The sequence below is a fragment of the Angelakisella massiliensis genome (assembly GCF_900104675.1).
GTDB lineage: Bacteria > Bacillota > Clostridia > Oscillospirales > Ruminococcaceae > Angelakisella > Angelakisella massiliensis.
The window spans coordinates 2,785,554-2,802,711 of record NZ_LT629945.1 but is presented as its reverse complement, the minus strand read 5'-3'; the positions used below and the strand labels follow the sequence as shown (position 1 = coordinate 2,802,711).

Sequence of the window (17,158 nt, the reverse complement as noted above, 5' to 3'; positions counted from 1 at the left end):
CCATGTAAAAATCTCAGAGGAAAACAGGATTACGGCTGTTTTGGCTTACCTGTAAAGGAAAGGAGAAAATCATCCTTTTGCGGTGTGGTCGATCATGCCGCCGCGGCGATAAAACTCCCTGATAGCCAAAATGGGGCTGCAAACTGTGTCCAGCGCGGGGAAGGACTGAGTGGTGGTAATCAGTTCCGACAGGCAGGGATACCGACCATCGTAATTGATGCTTTCCAAAAGGCGATTGAAGAAATAGGGATTTTCAAATACGATGCCATGGAGAACGATCCTTTGCACATCCAGAACACAAATCTGGGAACGCAGCACCTCAGCCAGCAGGTCCACAGCCTTGTTGGTGATGTTTTGGACATTTGTGTCACCTTCCTGGATCGCCCGGCAAATCAGTGGGAAAGAGACGTTTTGCTTGTTCCCGTCCACCAGACGATACAGCGCAGGAGTGGCTTCTTCCGAAAAGATATCACGGACATCGTTTTCAATGCTGCGCATGGAGGAGACTGTTTCCAAGCATCCTCTTCCCCCACAGCGGCAAAGGCGGCCGTTACGCTCTACAACAATATGTCCCATCTCCGCGGCGTTGCTGTTGAAACCGGAATATACCTTGTGGTCAAACAACAAAGCCGCACCGATGCCGGTATCATTTTTTACGAACAGCATACTTTCAATGGACTGTCCGCGATTGAGAAAGATATACGCGTTGGCCAGCGCGCGGACATTCTGCTGAAAACTGATGACCTGTCCCCGCAGCTGTTCTTCCATCATATGCAGCAAAGGTACATCGGTTTCCGGCCATCCGCCGTAGGAGTTATAACAAATTCCGCGCGTATCGTCGATGATGCCACGGGCCGCGATACCTACGCCCACACAGCGCTTTTGCTGCTGCTCCAGACGCAGAATGGTGTCGTTGATGATCTGGCAGATGCGGTTGACCACAAACTGAACACCGCTGTTGTAGTCGTACAAAAAGGTTTCGCTTACAAGCAGATTTCCGCAAAGATCGGTGGCGGAAACAATCGCCTGCTCGATACCGAAATAAACTCCTGTGACAAAAAAGTCATTGGAGTTGATTCTCACCATGATTTCCTTCCGGCCGGCGCTTCCTTTGCTTTGGAGTACCTCGCCTTCCTGGAGGATGGAATTTTGAATCATTTCGGAGACGATCATGGTAATAGCGGCTGGAGTGAGATTCAAACGGGCGGCCAGTTGTTTGCGGGAGAGGCCTCCTTGCTCATGAAGGAGGGTAAGAATCGCATTGCGGTTTCCTTGTTTGATGTCTACCATGTTTCTGCCTTTTATAGCCATTCTGATGCACTCCTCCATTCTGTTTTCTGGACTGCATGGGCAGGAGACTTCTGTCAAAAAAATTATCGCAAAGAGGTGTAAAGATCGTACAGCGTTTCGTCAGTGATTTCTACAGGATTGTTTTTGAGATTGGGGTGATGGCTGTTTTTTACAAGAAAACCGATATCCTCATCAGAAAGGGCAAGGTCCTTCAAATTGGTTCTGGCGCCGATGTGAACTTTTATTTCCGCAATGCGACGGCAAAGTTCCTCACAGCTGTCAAATCCCAGCAGATGAGCAAACTCCTGCATCCGGGGATCGCCGGACCTGGCGTTGAAGCTCATAAAATAGTCCAGTGTCAGGCCGCAGGCCTCCCCGTGGGGAATATGATACTTGTTGGTCAGTACGAAGGAGCAAGCGTGGGAAGCGTCGGTCTTTGGAATGGAAAATCCCATTCCCGCCATGACCGAAGCCTCCGCCATAGCGCTTTTGGCGGCAATATCCAAATCCGCTCCACAGGCGGCCTCAATATTCTCCAGGACCAGCCGCGCGGCGTGAACGCAGATGGCGTCGCAAACAGGCTGATGGTTGACGCTCATGTATCCCTCCACCGCATGAGCCAGAACATCCAAACCGGTACCTGCGCAGATCCTTGGAGGAACCGTATAGGTCAGTTCCGGGTCGATAATGGCAATGGCAGAGTAAAAGTTATCATGAAGCAGGGGAGCTTTGATTCCTTTGGCTTCGTCAGAAAGAACACAGGAGCAAGTGACTTCTGTCCCGGTTCCAGCGGTGGTGGGGATAGAGATCAAAGGCAGATGGGCGCAGGGCAACGGGACCCCAGTAGCATGATACTGGGTGATGGAGCCTTCTGCCAAAGCCATGGTTGCCGCCGCCTTGGCGCAATCCATGACAGAGCCGCCGCCGAGAGCCACGACGAAATCAGCGTGAAGCTCTTTGAGAGCCCGGGCGCAATCATCCACATTCACAACAGTTGGGTTGGGACGAATATCGCAGAACAGCGCCGGCAGCAGGGAACCGCAGCAGTCCATCAGCTGCTGGGCAGTACCGTTGCCGGCCAGGAAGGAATCGCAGACCAAAAGACCTTTGGTATAGCCGGCATTTTGGATCAGTTCCTTCAGACGAGCTCTTTCCCCGCAGCCAAAGTAAATGGCTACAGGCTGTTTATAACACCACATATAAACCTCACTTATAGTATAACTTTAGATTTTCCCCTGTCAAGCCAACCCAGGCGCCTTTGGCGGCGGGAGCGCTTTCAGGATGTGCAAGCAGCCATTTGTTTCTCATCCACAGCAGTTGTTCTTCAGCTATGGGGTTCTGGGGCAGCTGCGGCAGGGATTCATTTGTTCCATTGGGAAGGATCACGATACATTTAAAGCCCTCATCGGATACCTTGCAGGGGGAGAAATGGAGTGTGGTTGCATACAGCTCCACAGCGGTGCCTTTGGGAAGATAAAAGCCCTCCACACAGGAAGTATCCAGCTTGTTGTTCTCAATGGACTGGACTTTGGCCAGCAGCAGCACCAGAGGTGTGACAGCAACATCAATTTCAGATGACTTATGGTATCCGCCTGCATGGAGTTCTGACGGAACCCTTTTGGACCAGTGTGGGTCTGGCTGCCGGCTTTGGCATTTACTTTTGCTTTTTTGTCCCATTGAAGCTGCCGGCTTACTATGATGAAAACAAGATCTCTGCGATGTATGACGGACCGTTTCGAATGAATCTGTTGGGTCTGCGTATGAGCAACCGCAACTGGCCCCATATTGTCAACGTGGCACGGAGCTGGGCTTGTTTATCCCTGGTGATTGTTCCAGGTCTCAGTCTGATGATTGGGCCAAAGCTGTGGACCGGGATGGGCAATTTTGTGATGCTGATGCTCCTTCTGGGAGGCCTGTTTATTCCCATGTATCTTATGGGTAAAAAATATGAATAAGCTGCCCATTGTTTAAAGCCAAATGATGGTTCTGCCAGCTGTTCTTGGGAAAATGGCACTCCCCCAGGAACAGCTTTTGCTTTTTCCCATCCCCTTTTGGCGACGATATGGAATAGAGAATGGAAACATCGCTTTTGGCAATATTTAGATAAATATCGAAATGTTCTTGACGATGACGATGGCCTGTGATAACATTCAATTAGAAGATGATCTAAATATAATTGGAAGGGGTACTCAAAGTGGGATTTCAGCAGACCTTCAAAGCCCTTTCCGACAGCACCAGGCGAGAGATACTGGAACTGCTGCGGGACGGAGCAAAAACGGCGGGGGAGATTTCCGGCAGTTTTCAGATGACCGCTCCCACCATTTCCCATCATCTTGCGGTGCTCAAGGAAGCGGGACTGATCAGTGATGACCGGCGGGGGAAGTATATTTATTATGAACTGAACACCTCTGTTCTGGATGAAATTATGGTCTGGGCGGCGTCTTTGAAAGGGGAGAACGGGGATGCAAAATAAGAAGTATTCTGGGCTGTTGTGGATCTTATCCTTCTTACCTCTGGTGCTGATTCTGCTGTGTTATACCAACTTGCCCCAGCAGGTGCCGCTGCAATGGGGCTTTGATGGGGTGGTGCGGTATGGCGAAAAGAAAGAACTGCTGCTCATCGGTGGACTGTCTGTGATAATGGGACCAATGTTTTTGTATCTGCCCCGCATTGATCCCCGGCAGGAAAATTATAAACGGTTTCAGCGGTACTACGAACTTCTTTCCCTGATGACCATGGGGGTTTTGGTGCTGGTAACGCTGATGATTTTGTCGGAATCTTTCTGGCCGGGGCGGATCGTGGTGTATCAGGCAGTGACGATTTTGGTCAGCGTCCTGTTTTTGACTCTGGGTAATCTGCTGCCGAAGGTGAAGAACAATTTTTTCATGGGTGTGCGGACCCATGGACCCTGTCCGACCCGGATGTTTGGAACCGGACCAATCGCCTGTGCGGCAAGTTATTTTTTGCGGCAGGACTTTATGGGATACCCGCCGCATTGCTGCTGCCGGAAAAGGTCCTTTTTTGGAGCCTGATGACAGCGATTCTGGCGGCTGCCCTGATCCCTTGTGTCTGCTCCTATTTTTGGTACCGGCAGAAAATGGAAAAATGCCGCGGCAGTGAGAGCGGCTATGCTGCTGATATTACCGCAGGGAAAAACAGTGAAACAGGAGAATGTAGTTGCCGGGACTTCGCCGCTGTGCTAAACTGTTTATGAAAGAAAACATAATTCTCCAGGGAGGTGCTTCTGTGAAAAGGATACCGCTGAAAAAAGTAAGACAAATCGCATTGCTGCTGTGTATTCTGGGGCTTGTTGTGATACTGGCCGGTGCGGGCCTCAGGCTGATCCCTCTGATCCTTCTGGGATGTCTGGTACTGGTGGGGGAGATTGTCTTTCTGACCCTTTTCTGGAGGTGCCCCCATTGCGGAGGATTTCTGGACAGAGGCTGCGGCCTGTATTGTCCCCATTGCGGACATACAGTGGACCGATGAAGCTCGGCCCATGCGATCTGCCTGATGGTTTTTACAGGGGTAATGGTGTCTGTGGCCCCTGCTCTGGCAGAGTGGGGAATACCGTGGCCTGAAGAGTGGCAATAAGGAGCTGCTGACGGCGGCTGGAAGGAATGAAGAAGATGAAGAAAAAAGGAAACAGTTCCAACGGGCCGGAGAAGCGCCGAAAGACCTTGCGGGAAAAGCTGACGGAAAACAAACCGGTGACCATTGTTTATGTGGTGCTGCGTGTGCTGGTCATGATGGTGATGGTGGCCCAGTTTTTTAACGGCAACTTTGAAAATGTGTTTCTCTGTGTGCTGACGCTGTTCCTTTTCACCCTTCCCAGCTTTATTGAGCGGACCATCCGCATCGATGTTCCTGATACGCTGGAAATCATCATTCTGCTGTTTATCTTTTCCGCGGAGATTTTGGGGGAGATCCGGGCCTACTATATTCAGTTCCCTTACTGGGACACCATGCTTCATACTTTGAACGGCTTTTTGTGTGCGGCTATCGGTTTTTCTCTGGTGGATATCCTCAACCGCGGCGGACGGTTCAGCTTTTCCCTTTCGCCCCTTTATCTGGCGGTGGCGGCCTTCTGTTTTTCCATGACCGTAGGGGTGCTTTGGGAGTTTTTGAGTGGGGGATGGACAACATCTTTTTCCTGGATATGCAGAAGGATACAGTAGTCCATGCCATCAGCACGGTGATGCTGGACCCCACAGGCGGCAATCATCCTGAAATTATCCGCCATATCACCGATGTGATCGTGGTTACAGCCGACGGTTCCCAACGGGCTCTGGGCCTTGGAGGATACCTGGATATCGGCATCAACGACACCATGAAGGATCTGTTTGTGAATTTTATCGGTGCGGTGGTGTTCTCCTTTATCGGCTTTTTCTATGTTAAACAAAGAGGGACCGGGCGGTTTGCCAGACAATTCATTCCTCAGGTCATTACAGGGGAAGAAAATGAAAAGGTTTCTGCCCCGTCAGAAGAAAATAATCAATAAGGTGCAACAAACAGCGGCCCTCTTCCGTTTTATGGGTGGAAGAGGGCTGTTTTATTGACTGAAAAGCTGGATGCAGGTGAAAATGGCAGGACGCAGGAAAAGAAAAAATCTTTCCCCTCTTTCCGCTGGCAAAGTATGAGCCGATATGTTAGAATGGGTAAAGATTGTCATAAATGTCACATTTCAAGTGATGAAGTAAAATGATACCGTAAACTCAAATGGAAACGGCTTTCTGACCGGCAGCTTACAGAAAGGCGAGATTTTTTCTCAGCGAAGCAGTCGGGGGAAGCTGGAGGAGGCGGCGAGGTGAAAAACAGATACAGATGGATTTGCCTGCTGACAGCGCTGGTGCTGGTGATCGGCTGCTGGCCTGTGACAGCGTGGGCAGAGCAAGCCCCTGAAGCAGTATGTACCATGACGGACAAGCAGGGGGCTGTCCAGTGGATGCTGGCGGACAGCAACCGCACCACCAAGATCCAATGGCCAGGGGGAGCGCTGACGGTGGAAAGTGAGACGCCCTTTTCCGCTCTTTATGTGATTTGGGATCAGCCGCCGGGAAATTGGACGGGACAAGCAGGAGAAACCGTTATTACCGGCGGTCAATATGGCTTTATCCATGAGTATATTCCCCTGGAGGCTCCAGTGACAAAAGCGGTTTTGGAGCTTCCTCAGGGGGCTTTGTGCTGCGATATTTACGCATTTGGAGAAGGGGAGATCCCGGATTGGGTACAGCAGTGGCAGCCCCCTTTGGAGGACGCGGACCTGTTGCTGCTGCCTACCCACGCCGATGATGAGCACCTGTTTTTCGGCGGCACGATGCCCTACTATGCCGGAGAACTGGGGAAAAAGGTTCAGGTAGCCTATTTCACCAACCATTGGGGGGAGCCTTACCGGCCTCATGAGCTGCTCAACGGTTTGTGGACGGTGGGAGTGCGGGCATATCCCATTATGTCGGACTTTGTGGACCAGTATGCGGGGAGCCTGGAGGAAGCCCGCAGCCTCTATGATGAACAGACAGCCATTGCCTGGCAGGTGGAGCAGCTGCGGAGGTTCAAACCGGAAGTGGTGGTGGGCCATGATGTCAACGGGGAATACGGCCACGGCGCTCATATGTACAATACCTATACCTTACAGCAGGCGCTGGAGCTGAGCGGCGACCCGGAAGAGTACCCTGAAAGCGCAGAGAAGTGGGGCGTTTGGGATGTTCCCAAAACCTATCTCCATCTTTATTCCGAGAACCCGGTGGTGATGGATTGGAGCATCCCGCTGGAAGCCTTTGACGGAAAGACAGCGGTGGAAATGGCGCGGCTTGGGTTTGAAAAGCATGTTTCTCAGCAAACCTTCTTCAAGGTGGAGGATTTTGGCCCCTACGACTGCCGGCTTTTTGGCCTTTATCGCAGTACCATTGGGCCGGATGAGGCGAAAAACGATTTCTTTGAAGGGCTGACGGAGGAGGATTATTCCGACTATCAGCCGCCGGTGGAAGAGCCTGAGCCCCAGCCCTCCCAGCCGGAGATTCCACCGGAACAGGAGAGCAGTCAGGCGGGGCCCCAGCATCAGCCCCAGTGGAAATCTTTTGTCTGGCCTGCTTTGGGGGCAGTGGTGCTGGTGTTCCTGGTATTGAGTATTTTTATCAAGAGAAAAAGGGGACGAAATCCATGAAAGTAATGGCAGTGGTACCGTCGTATAAGCCGGATGAGAAGTTATCCGGTGTACTCTCGGGGCTGCGGCAGGCGGGTTTTGAGCGGGTCATTCTGGTGGATGACGGCAGCGGAAAGGATTATGAAGCCTTTTTTCGCCAGGCTCAGGAGCAGCCCGGCTGTGTTCTGCTGCGCCATGAGCAAAACGGCGGTAAGGGCAAAGCCCTCAAAACTGCTTTTGCCTGGTTTTTGGAGCACTGTGAAGAGGATGTGGGCGTGGTGACAGTGGACGGGGATGGCCAGCATGATCCCCAGGACGCGGTGCGGTGTGCCCAGGCGCTGGAGAAGGCGCCGGAAAGCCTGGTGCTGGGGGTGCGCCGCTTTGACGGCAAGGACGTTCCTTTCCGCAGCGCTTTCGGCAACAAAGCCACAGCCTGGTGTTTCCGTTTTCTGTGTGGTGTTCGGGTGTCCGACACCCAGACAGGTCTGCGGGCTATGGGAAAGGATTTTCTCCGGGCGCTGCTGGATGTGCCGGGGGACCGGTATGAATACGAAACCAATATGCTTCTTGCCACCTCCAAGCTGAGAGTTCCCATTGTGGAGGTGCCGATCCGTACCGTCTATTTGGATCAGAACGCCACCTCACATTTTAATCCTCTGAAGGATTCCCTGGCCATTTACCGGCAGATTTTCCGGTTTCTTTCGGTGAGTTTGGGGTCCACGGTGTTGGATGTGGCCTTGTTTACGCTCCTTGACTGGCTGCTGGGAGGAGTGGGACCTGAATTAAGGCTGCTGGGGGCCACTGTGATCGCCCGGGTGGTTTCTTCCCTGTGCAATTTCGCCGGGAACCGTACGCTGGTGTTTGCCAGCCGGGAACGCCCCGGTCCCGCCATGGTCCGGTACTATACCTTATGTGTCATCCAGACAGCGGCCAGCTATGGCGGCGTTTATCTGCTGTCGGCAGTGCTGTTTTTGCCGTCGGTAGCAGCCAAGATCATCACCGATACACTGCTGTTTTTTATCAGCTTTCAGATTCAGAGACAGTGGGTTTTTGCCCCCAAAAAGGGCTCCGCTGAGAAAAAGGAGGAACCTGTCCATGACTGAATCCGTCCGCGCCGGCAGGGGAAAGCGGATCGTTCTGCGAACCCTGGCGGTGCTGGGGGTGACACTGCTGATGGTGCTGCTTTTGCTGTTGGGGGCCATCATCATTGTCTGTAAAGGCCCCTCGCCCACAGCCCGGGACCTGTTTGTCAATACAGTGATGGAGACGAGTGCTGCAAAGTTTATGGCTTATATCTGCTTCTCCCAGGAGGAGATCGACGCCATTCGGGCCAAAAACTCCGTGGTGGAAACGGTGGAAGTGACCGAAAAGATGGAGTTTGAGCAAGGGGACCAGAGTGTGCCCAAGGATACCATCGAGCTGGTGGACGTCACAGGCCCCACCTTCAAGGGAAAGATGCTGATTGTGCATGATCCCTCCCGGGTGGAGGTGGCGGTGGCCCCGGTTTTTGACAAGGAAGCTTCCGGCGTCCGTGTGGAGGATTTCGCCAAGCAGGAAAACGCTGTGGCGGCCATCAACGGCGGCGGTTTCCTGGATGAAGGCGGCGTGGGAAAGGGCGGTATGCCCTTGGGCATCGTCATCAAGGACGGCCAGCTGCTCAACGGCGGCATGGACAGTCCTCAGCCTATTGTGGGCTTTGATACAAATGATCAGCTGGTGGTGGGCACCATGACCGGACGGGAGTGTCTGGAACGGGGCATCCGGGACGCGGTTTCCTTCGGCCCCACCTTCATTGTCAACGGCAAGGCTTTGGATGTGGCCGGTTCCGGCGGCGGCCTGAATCCCCGCACCGTTTTGGGCCAGCGGGCGGATGGAGCGGTGCTGATGCTGGTCATCGACGGACGCCAGGCTCACAGCATTGGAGCTACTTATAAGGATTGTATTGATGTAATGCTGGAATATGGAGCGGTCAATGCCGCCAACCTGGACGGAGGTTCCTCCAGTATGCTGGTATATAATGGAGAGGTGCAGAATGTTTGCGCGTCGCTGTACGGTTCCCGCCCTCTGCCTACCGCTTTTGTAGTAAAATGATTCCAAAAGGAGCGAAGAAGGATCATGTCAGTTTCAGCCAAGCGCAGCCGTCACCGGTTTTTGATGGGGTTGTGTATCTTTGCCGGTGTGCTGCTGATATTGGGGGCGGCGGCTTTGGGATGGCTGTGGGGAGAACTGGCCCGGTATGAGGCCAATACACCGGAGTCCTCTGTCCGCCGGTATCTGGAACGGGTACGGGACGGCCAGTGGGATGCGATTTATGAAGAATCCGGTTTTCAGCCCACAGCCATAGCGGACCGGGAGGACTACATTGCCTGGTTGCAGCGGACCTATGAGGAGCTCCCGGAAGATTATGCTCTGGTTCGGGTCAGCGGCAGCGGAGAACAGACCTACGCTTTGATGACGGCGGACCGGGAAATTTCCCGATTGGAGCTGTCTTCTGCTCCTGAGGGAAGCAAATACAGCTGGCAGGTACGCACACAGGTAAAAACGATTCCTCCCGTGGAGGTATCAGCGCCGGCCTTTGTAACGGTATCCGCGGACGGACTCCAGCTGGGAGAGGAATATTGTACAGGGCAGCAGTCTGCGCCTGGTTACGAGCAGCTGCCGGAAGGCGTAGAGGCACCCCAGTGGCTCAGTTATCGGGTGGAAGGTTTTCTGGCCCCACCTCAGCTGTCTGTCCAGGGGCCGGAGGGAATGAACTGTACCGTCACACCTCTGGAAGAAAAGGGAGAAAGTCTGACTGCTGCTGTATCAGTCATTCCCACAGAGGAGAAGAGCGAGGAATATTGGGCGCTGGCAGAGCAGGCTGCCAAGACCTATGCGGCTTTTATTACGTCAGATGCTGAGAGAAATCAGCTCAATCAGTACTTACTGCCGGGTACGCCCTTTTATCAGGCCATGCAGGAGTTTTATAACGGCTGGTATATTGAACATACAGGATATGCCTATGAGAATCTGGTCCGGGAAGAGATTACCGTGGCAGGGGAAGGAGCTTTCAGCGCCAGCCTTTCCTTTGATTATCTCATTTACCAGGGTTATAAGGAATACCGATATCCTTCCAGCTACCGTCTGGATTTCATCCAAACTAATCAGGGATGGAAGCTGGTGCAGCTGACCACCCGATGAGAACAGAACAAGATCCCCTGACGCAGAAGCGAAAGAGGATCTTGTTTTTGTTTGACAGATTATTCTGTTGCTGGGGTGAAACCGAAAAAGGCACTGTAAACGGCCTGAGCGGTTTCTTTATTGACCAGATACAACCCTGCTTGGTCAGTCTGACAGGAGGAGCCGTTTGTCAACAGTACAAATCCGTTCTTTTGCTGAGGATCAAAGAACATCCCGCAGATGGAACCATAGGCATTGCCCTGGTGTCCTACCATCCGACGGTCCGGTACCAGCTGGTCGGTAATATGGGTGCCCAATCCCCGCATGATCTCGTTGGGATAGCTTTCCTCCGGCAGTTCCTGACTGAACTGAACGGTCTGCATCATTTGAAGTGTGGACCCCGTAAGGACTACCGGTTCGCCGTCCTGGGGACATCCCGCCATGATTCTGGCAAAGCGGGTCAGGTCCTTGGCAGTGATGAATAAATCCCCATGACCTAAGGCGTAAAGCTGCCCTAAAGGCAGATTGGTATATTTAGCGCTCATATTGCTCCAGTCCGCCATATGGACAGTACGCTCACCGTTTTGGTAAATGTCCGCAACCCGGTCCTTTTGTTCCAGCTGAGTGTAGGAATAGGCGGCGTCTATGCCCATGGGTTCAAAAATCTGTTCCCGGGTATAGTTCAGAAAACGCTGGCCGGAAGCGGTCTCGATCACACCGCTGACCAGTCCCATTCCCAGATTGCTGTAACAGTATTGTTCTCCAGGTTCCGCACCATAGCAGGTGTATAAAAAGGTGTTCAGTGGAGGGATGGAAGGAGATTCCACTGCCTGCCAATAAGAGCCGCTGTCAAAAATACCGGCAGTATGGGTCAGCAGATGCCGCAGAGTGATGGGTTTGTCCGGAAAGTTGGGGTTGAGGATTTCACAGCCACCAAGAGCTGGAAGCGGCTGTTCCGGCGACAACGATCCTTCCTCTGTCAATTCCAGCGCCAGCAGCGCAGTAACGCTTTTGGAGATGGAAGCAATACGATAAATCGTATCCTCTGAAGCAGGAATTTGCTGTTCCACATTGGCAAATCCGTAGCTTTGCTGATAAAAAACTCCATTTTCATCAAACACTGCCAGGCTCATACCGGTTACATTGTAATTGCGGCAGATTTCTTCTATTTCAGGCTCAAGCTGTTGGGAAATCAGCGCGCGCTGCTGGGCCAAAGCCTGTTGCTCGGCCAAAGCGGCCAGACGCTGTTCCTCTTCCAATTGCTGGGGGGAGACAACAGGTTGCGATTGAGATTCAGCGGGAGAAAGACTGGAAGCGGAGGAGGAAGATGCAGCGGTATCTCCCCCACAGGAAACCATCAGCAAAAGCATAGACAACAGTATCGCCAATTTCAACTTCAATATGATCGCCCCATCTGTATGTAATCCGTCATCTATTATTGTACATAGGGAGAATAGTGTCAATACGGTGAACAAAATGGGAGCTTATGGAAGTTTTGGCCGCCTTGTCAAGAAAAAGAAAGCACGATATAATAGAACACAATGATGCCCTATGCCTGATGGAGACAGCAATGATTCCATCGTTTCCCGAATAAAAACAGCAGGAAGCAGCACCTGAAAGAAGAAAGTTTTCTTTTGTTGCCGGCTCACGCCCCCTTGTGCAGCTTCATTGAGGAGGATATTTATATGAATATTGTGAAGAGGCTATTGGCTGCAGCGGCAGCCTTGCTGCTCCTTGGAGGATGCTCAGGTCAGCAGAAGCTGGAAAGTTCCCAGATTCCCCTGCCTCCTTCCTCCCAAAGTCAGCTCCAAGAAGCATCGGTTTCATCCCAGGAGCCGGCCCAGCCGGAAACCCGTCATGGGGTGCTGGTGGCTGCGGGGGATAATCTCATTCATGATGTGATTTATCTCCAGGCCCAGCGGCGTACTGGGGGAACGGGCTATGATTTTGCCCCTGCCTATGAAAACATCGCTCCACTGGTGGCAGACGCGGATTTTGCTTTTATCAATCAGGAGACGATTTTAGCAGGAGCGGCTCTGCCCCTTTCCAACTATCCCCGTTTTTGTTCTCCGCCGGAGGTGGGAGAGGAGATCCTTTCTTTGGGTTTCAATCTCATTTCCACCGCCAACAACCATTGCTTTGATCAGGGGCAGGAAGGGCTGAACGCATCCCAAAGTTTCTGGGACAGCCATCCGGAAGCCGCCGTCACCGGCAGTTATGCCACACAGGATCACGGGGACCGGGTTCCGGTCATCACCAATGAGGAGGGTATCCGGGTGGCTCTCATCGCCGCCACCGAACTGACCAATGGCCTCACTCTCCCAACTGGCAGTGAGGGAGGGGTGCTGCTCCTCTCCCAGATGGATACCATCCGGGAAAAGCTGGCTCAGGCACGGGAAGAAGCGGATGTGGTGGTCCTCAGTCTCCACTGGGGGGCGGAGGGAGCATTTGTACCCAGTGACAGCCAGAAGGAACTGGCCCGGCAGCTGGCGGAAGCGGGAGCGGACATCATTCTGGGGCATCATTCCCATGTCTTGCAGGGCGGGGAATGGCTGACCACCAGCCGGGGCCGCAGCTATGTGGCTTATTCCCTGGGAAATTTCATCTCCGCCCAGGTGGGCGCAGAAAATATGCTGGCAGGGCTGCTTCGTCTGGAATTTTCAGTGACAGAAGGCCAGGGAGTGGAACTGGAACAGGTGGAATTTATCCCCACCGTCACCCATTATGGACCGGGCTTTTCTCAGCTGACCATCCTCCCCTTGTCGGAGTATACGGCAGAGCAGGCGGCCAGCCATGGTGTCCGGCAATATGACGCTGATTTCAGCCTGGATTATTTGCAGCGGCAGCTGGGCTCTCTTGATTTTGGAAGTTTGGAAGAAACCAGCGCCTGAAACAGAAAAAATAATGCTGGTTCAGCCTGCTATAGAGAGTGCCCTTGAGAGTTTATTTGCAAGGAAGATGTAGTGGGGTGAAGGGCGATTTTCTTCCTATAAAACTGGTTATATACCAAAACTCAGTCGGCAATATCCGCAGGTAAAATGCGGTCCCTGCTGAAAAAATTTGCTCTTGAAAACGGCCTCACAAATTTTATAACCTTGATCTCACATTCTTTTATAGTTTTAAAAATGCCAAACAGGGCCAGACGGTTTAACATCCGTCCGGCCCTGTTGCTTGCTTATAAGCTTCTTTGGGGAAAAGAATAAAAAGTTTTCCCATCAAAATGTTCAGCGTTTTTTGCCAGCTTGCCCAAAACAAGAAGAGAGATGAGGGCAGGGCGTAAAGGTGCAGCTTGCCTTTTTGTTTGTTCTTTTTGGACCTAAAAGATACCAATCGAAATGGTGGAAAGCATTTGTCGGATCAGGCAAATCAGGAAATCTCCACCACGGATTTTCAAGGGAAAGCCGCCTTTTGATTATAACGATCTGTGCCCCATCTTGGTTATGCTGTTTTTATCCCTTGCCCGCTGAGCAACGGTATTCTCCTTGTTACAGGGATGCCGCCAACAGCGCTGCGCTGGTTACCGCATCCATCGCCATGCCCGGCTGTTTGGCGTCGCCAACCAGATAAACCGGCAGATGGGGATGAACGGCCTTCAGCTGCTGTTCAAGTTGGTTTTCCGGCTTCCGTCCCGTTGCCGCCACCACGGTATCAAAGCCGGTAAGGGTGTGAACACCGGTTTCGTCCTCCACGGTGATATCCGGCAGCGCTGCCGATACCACCCGGGTTTTGGTCAGCAGTGTCACATGGCCTTCTTCCAGACGGCGGCGGACAAAGACCATGCGGTTTTTGTTCAGTCCCGCACCGATCGCGTCGCCCATCTCCATTACTGTGACGGAGACGCCCCTGGCGGCCAGAGTTTCCGCTACCTCAGTTCCTACCAGTCCGCCTCCCAGCACCGCCACCTGTCCGGTGACCAGAGCGGGATTTCTCAAGGCTTCATCACCGGTGACCACACCTGCCCCTTCCAGTCCCGGAATGGGAGGAACGGCAGGCACACTGCCGGTGGCAATGATGAGAAGGTCCGGCCCATACGCCAGGATCTTTTCAGGGGTAGCTTCCATGCCGGTATGGATGGCGATGCCCAGCTTTTTCGCCATAGACAGACGGTATTCCACCATCCGGGCCATAGCGGATTTGGAGGGAGGAAGCTGCGCCAGTTCCATCAGTCCGCCGGGGCAGTCGCGGCGTTCCCATATCACCGGAGACGCTCCCCGGAGAGCAAGATCTATTGCCGCTTCCAGCCCTGAAACACCGGCGCCGATAATAAGGATTTTTTGGTCCTTCAGATGGGGGGCGGGGGTGAAGCGAAGGGTATCTTCCCGGCCGGTGCGGGGATTTTGTACACAGTAAATGGCTTTTTTCGTCACCGATTTGCGGCAGCCCTGATTACATCCCAAACACAGGCAGATGGGTTCTCCCGTCTGGGCTTTCCGCACAAAATCCGGGTCGGCCAACTGTCCCCGTCCGATGGCGGTAAAGTCTGCCAATCCCTGTTCCAGCACCTGCTGTGCCAGTTGAGGTGTATTGATGCGGTCCACCGCGATAACGGGGATGGATACTTCCTCTTTGATACGGGCGATCTGGGGGAGATTGAAGCCATCCGGCACGTCCATGGGGGCGGAGATGAATTCTTCCGACAGGGGCATTCCGGTGGAAACATGGAGAGCGTCAGCTCCCGCCTGCTCCAAGAGGGGAACGATTTCAGCCGTTTCCTCCACCGTCCGTCCCCCAGGGAAGCGCTCGCTGGAACTGAGACGGAAGATGAGGGGGAAATCCTCTCCTGCCTGTTCCTTGATGGCCCGGATGATGTCCACAGCCAGCTTGCAGCGTTTCTCAGGGGTTCCGCCATAGGCGTCCTGCCGGTGGTTGTAGTAGGGGGACATAAACTGAGCCACTTCATGAGCATGAGCGCCGTGAATCTCCACCCCATCCAGACCGATTTCCCGGGCGGCGGCAGCGCAGCGGGCATAGCTGTTTACCACAAGGTCGATGTACTGCTGATCCATATTGTCCGGCAGCAGCAGGGAGGGGTCCCGTCCCGCCTGGGCTTTGGCAGGATGAATCTGCACCACCAGCTTGCAGCCGTATCGGTGGCAGATATCCCGCAGGCTGCGCCAGCCATCATAATAAATGGGGTCGGATAAAGCGGGACGTCCGGGACCGGGGGTACCATGAGGGGAGCCGGGCATGATGATCATGGCGGTTCCACCGGCGGCCCGTGCTTCCACAAAAGCCCGCAGCCGGTCGGTGACAAATCCCTTTTCATCGCAATAGAAATTGCACATGGAGGGGAAAATCACCCGATTTTTCAGTTCCAGCTTGCCGATTTTTCCGGGAGTGAACAGAATAGACATAAAAAACGCTCCTTTCCCTTGCGTGTCTTTCTGAAATTATGGTACCATAGACCATAGATGAAAACAACATATGAATCACGACAAAACATTTGTGAAAAACAAAGCGCAATGAACAGAAAGGAGCGGCCCATGGAGCAGCCTCAAGGAAAGGAACGTTGGGACCTGTTGGCGGAGATGGCCCACCTGTATTATAATGAGCACCTGACCCAGGCCCAGATTGGAGAACGTCTGGGCACGACCCGGTTTAAGGTTTCCCAGTATCTGCTGGACGCAAGGGAGGAAGGGGTGGTGGAAATCCTGATCCATCTTCCGGACAACCGCAACCGGCAGATGGAGCGGCGGCTGATGGACCGCTTCGGACTGCGTCAGGCATTGGTGCTGAACAACCGATATCTTTCCCATGGGGAGACATTGCGCCAGCTGGGGCGGATGGCCTCGGAGGAACTGGCACGGCAGCTGAGCCCCGGGGACAGGATGGGGGTCAGTTGGGGAAAGACGGTTCAAAGCTTGCTGCCTGCTATGGGGGACGGTGCTTTTCCGGCGGTGGAGCTGCTGCCCCTCAACGGCTGGGCCAGCCTGGAAAACCCAACCTTGGAAGCGGGGGCGCTGGCCCAAGCCATGGCAGGAGCCTGCGGCGGCAAGGCGGGGGTTTTTCCTGCCCCGTTGTATATCCAGGGAAAGCAGCTGCGCCAGGATTTATGGGCACAACCCGCCTTGATGGGGCTAAGGGAAGCCTACGGGAGAATGAAGGCCGCTGTCACTGGTATCAGCAGCACATCCACCCTGGCGGTGAGGCATCCTTTGTGGCGGCAATACCTGAGCCCGCCGCTGGAAGGGGAATTGGTGGGCAGCGTTTTCGGCAGATTGTTGGGACCACAAGGTAAGCGGGATGATGGACCGTTGGAACGGCGGTTGATGGCGGGACCGGGGGGAGCGCTGCTGTCCACTCCCCGCCGGGTGGGGATTGCTCTGGGGGGGCATAAGGGGGCGGCGGTTGCGGCGGCCCTTCGGTCCGGTCTGGTAAATTTGTTGGTGACGGACGTCTCCCTGGCACTGGCAGTATTGGCTGAGGAAGAGAGAGATTCCCGGCAGTAATGACCATTCCTTCCGTCCCTTGCATGGAAAAGTGATTTATTCCCCCGCCAGAGAGAGATTCAAAACGGAGATTTTCCCATAAAAAGTGCCGCCGAAGCCTTGTTGCAGCTTCGGCGGC

17 protein-coding genes and 1 pseudogene are annotated in these 17,158 nt (G+C 53.6%); 13 read left to right on the top strand and 5 right to left on the bottom strand.

Features of this window, described 5'->3' with window-relative positions; translation table 11 throughout:
* Window positions 1–69 precede the first annotated feature (69 nt).
* The 3 genes from BQ5383_RS18805 to BQ5383_RS18795 all read right to left on the bottom strand — a co-directional run bounded on the left by BQ5383_RS18805 (window position 70) and on the right by BQ5383_RS18795 (window position 2,967).
* Complete coding sequence (locus tag BQ5383_RS18805) at window positions 70–1,311, bottom strand: ROK family transcriptional regulator (protein ID WP_071434607.1); 1,242 nt, start codon at window positions 1,309–1,311, stop codon at window positions 70–72.
* A gap of 62 nt (window positions 1,312–1,373) precedes the next feature.
* Entirely contained in the window at window positions 1,374–2,489 is a 1,116-nt protein-coding gene (locus tag BQ5383_RS18800) for an iron-containing alcohol dehydrogenase family protein (protein WP_071434605.1), read from the bottom strand.
* 7 nt (window positions 2,490–2,496) lie between these two features.
* Window positions 2,497–2,967 carry a DUF4867 family protein gene (locus BQ5383_RS18795; RefSeq protein WP_076944505.1) on the bottom strand — a complete coding sequence of 157 codons (471 nt, stop codon included), beginning with the start codon at window positions 2,965–2,967 and terminating at the stop codon, window positions 2,497–2,499.
* Between the two features lie 62 nt (window positions 2,968–3,029).
* Here BQ5383_RS18795 and BQ5383_RS18790 point away from each other — a divergent pair, with 62 nt between their 5' ends.
* From BQ5383_RS18790 to BQ5383_RS18745, 11 genes and pseudogenes are all read left to right on the top strand, one after another.
* On the top strand, window positions 3,030–3,245 hold the full coding sequence (locus BQ5383_RS18790; RefSeq protein WP_139193482.1) for a hypothetical protein: 216 nt from the start codon (window positions 3,030–3,032) through the stop codon (window positions 3,243–3,245).
* A 239-nt stretch (window positions 3,246–3,484) separates the two neighbouring features.
* Window positions 3,485–3,763 carry an autorepressor SdpR family transcription factor gene (locus BQ5383_RS18785; RefSeq protein ID WP_071434599.1) on the top strand — a complete coding sequence of 93 codons (279 nt, stop codon included), beginning with the start codon at window positions 3,485–3,487 and terminating at the stop codon, window positions 3,761–3,763.
* The gene (locus BQ5383_RS18780) at window positions 3,753–4,322 is read left to right on the top strand and encodes a DUF1648 domain-containing protein (RefSeq protein ID WP_071434597.1); all 570 of its coding nucleotides are present in this window, start codon (window positions 3,753–3,755) and stop codon (window positions 4,320–4,322) included. Before BQ5383_RS18785 ends, BQ5383_RS18780 begins: the two co-directional genes overlap by 11 nt.
* Window positions 4,235–4,504, top strand: coding sequence for an SdpI family protein (locus BQ5383_RS22035; protein ID WP_420835673.1), 270 nt, complete (start codon window positions 4,235–4,237; stop codon window positions 4,502–4,504). Before BQ5383_RS18780 ends, BQ5383_RS22035 begins: the two co-directional genes overlap by 88 nt.
* 32 nt (window positions 4,505–4,536) lie before the next feature.
* Window positions 4,537–4,779 carry a hypothetical protein gene (locus tag BQ5383_RS18770; RefSeq protein WP_071434593.1) on the top strand — a complete coding sequence of 81 codons (243 nt, stop codon included), beginning with the start codon at window positions 4,537–4,539 and terminating at the stop codon, window positions 4,777–4,779.
* Between the two features lie 140 nt (window positions 4,780–4,919).
* Window positions 4,920–5,791 (top strand): annotated as a pseudogene (locus BQ5383_RS22030) (DUF2238 domain-containing protein).
* A 54-nt stretch (window positions 5,792–5,845) separates the two neighbouring features.
* On the top strand, window positions 5,846–5,995 hold the full coding sequence (locus BQ5383_RS21270) for a hypothetical protein (protein WP_172724664.1): 150 nt from the start codon (window positions 5,846–5,848) through the stop codon (window positions 5,993–5,995).
* Window positions 5,996–6,097: 102 nt separating this feature from the next.
* Window positions 6,098–7,453 (top strand): PIG-L deacetylase family protein, encoded by a 1,356-nt coding sequence (locus tag BQ5383_RS18760; protein ID WP_071434591.1) that lies wholly within the window; start codon window positions 6,098–6,100, stop codon window positions 7,451–7,453.
* Window positions 7,450–8,535 (top strand): bifunctional glycosyltransferase family 2/GtrA family protein, encoded by a 1,086-nt coding sequence (locus BQ5383_RS18755; RefSeq protein ID WP_071434589.1) that lies wholly within the window; start codon window positions 7,450–7,452, stop codon window positions 8,533–8,535. The genes BQ5383_RS18760 and BQ5383_RS18755 overlap by 4 nt, the downstream gene beginning before the upstream one ends.
* Window positions 8,528–9,523, top strand: coding sequence for a phosphodiester glycosidase family protein (locus tag BQ5383_RS18750; RefSeq protein WP_071434587.1), 996 nt, complete (start codon window positions 8,528–8,530; stop codon window positions 9,521–9,523). Before BQ5383_RS18755 ends, BQ5383_RS18750 begins: the two co-directional genes overlap by 8 nt.
* Window positions 9,524–9,547: 24 nt before the next feature.
* A complete protein-coding gene (locus BQ5383_RS18745) occupies window positions 9,548–10,612 on the top strand; it encodes a hypothetical protein (protein ID WP_071434585.1) in 1,065 nt (354 codons plus the stop codon).
* 59 nt (window positions 10,613–10,671) lie between these two features.
* Here the strand turns inward: BQ5383_RS18745 and BQ5383_RS18740 are convergent, their stop codons facing one another.
* Complete coding sequence (locus BQ5383_RS18740) at window positions 10,672–11,991, bottom strand: serine hydrolase domain-containing protein (RefSeq protein ID WP_071434582.1); 1,320 nt, start codon at window positions 11,989–11,991, stop codon at window positions 10,672–10,674.
* A 285-nt stretch (window positions 11,992–12,276) separates the two neighbouring features.
* Here BQ5383_RS18740 and BQ5383_RS18735 point away from each other — a divergent pair, with 285 nt between their 5' ends.
* Window positions 12,277–13,482: a CapA family protein gene (locus BQ5383_RS18735; RefSeq protein ID WP_139193481.1), complete on the top strand. Its 1,206-nt coding sequence runs from the start codon at window positions 12,277–12,279 to the stop codon at window positions 13,480–13,482.
* A gap of 594 nt (window positions 13,483–14,076) precedes the next feature.
* Here the strand turns inward: BQ5383_RS18735 and BQ5383_RS18730 are convergent.
* Window positions 14,077–15,945: an oxidoreductase gene (locus BQ5383_RS18730; RefSeq protein ID WP_071434579.1), complete on the bottom strand. Its 1,869-nt coding sequence runs from the start codon at window positions 15,943–15,945 to the stop codon at window positions 14,077–14,079.
* A 129-nt stretch (window positions 15,946–16,074) separates the two neighbouring features.
* Between BQ5383_RS18730 and BQ5383_RS18725 the strand changes: the two genes are divergently transcribed.
* On the top strand, window positions 16,075–17,040 hold the full coding sequence (locus BQ5383_RS18725; protein WP_071434577.1) for a sugar-binding transcriptional regulator: 966 nt from the start codon (window positions 16,075–16,077) through the stop codon (window positions 17,038–17,040).
* Window positions 17,041–17,158: the final 118 nt, after the last annotated feature.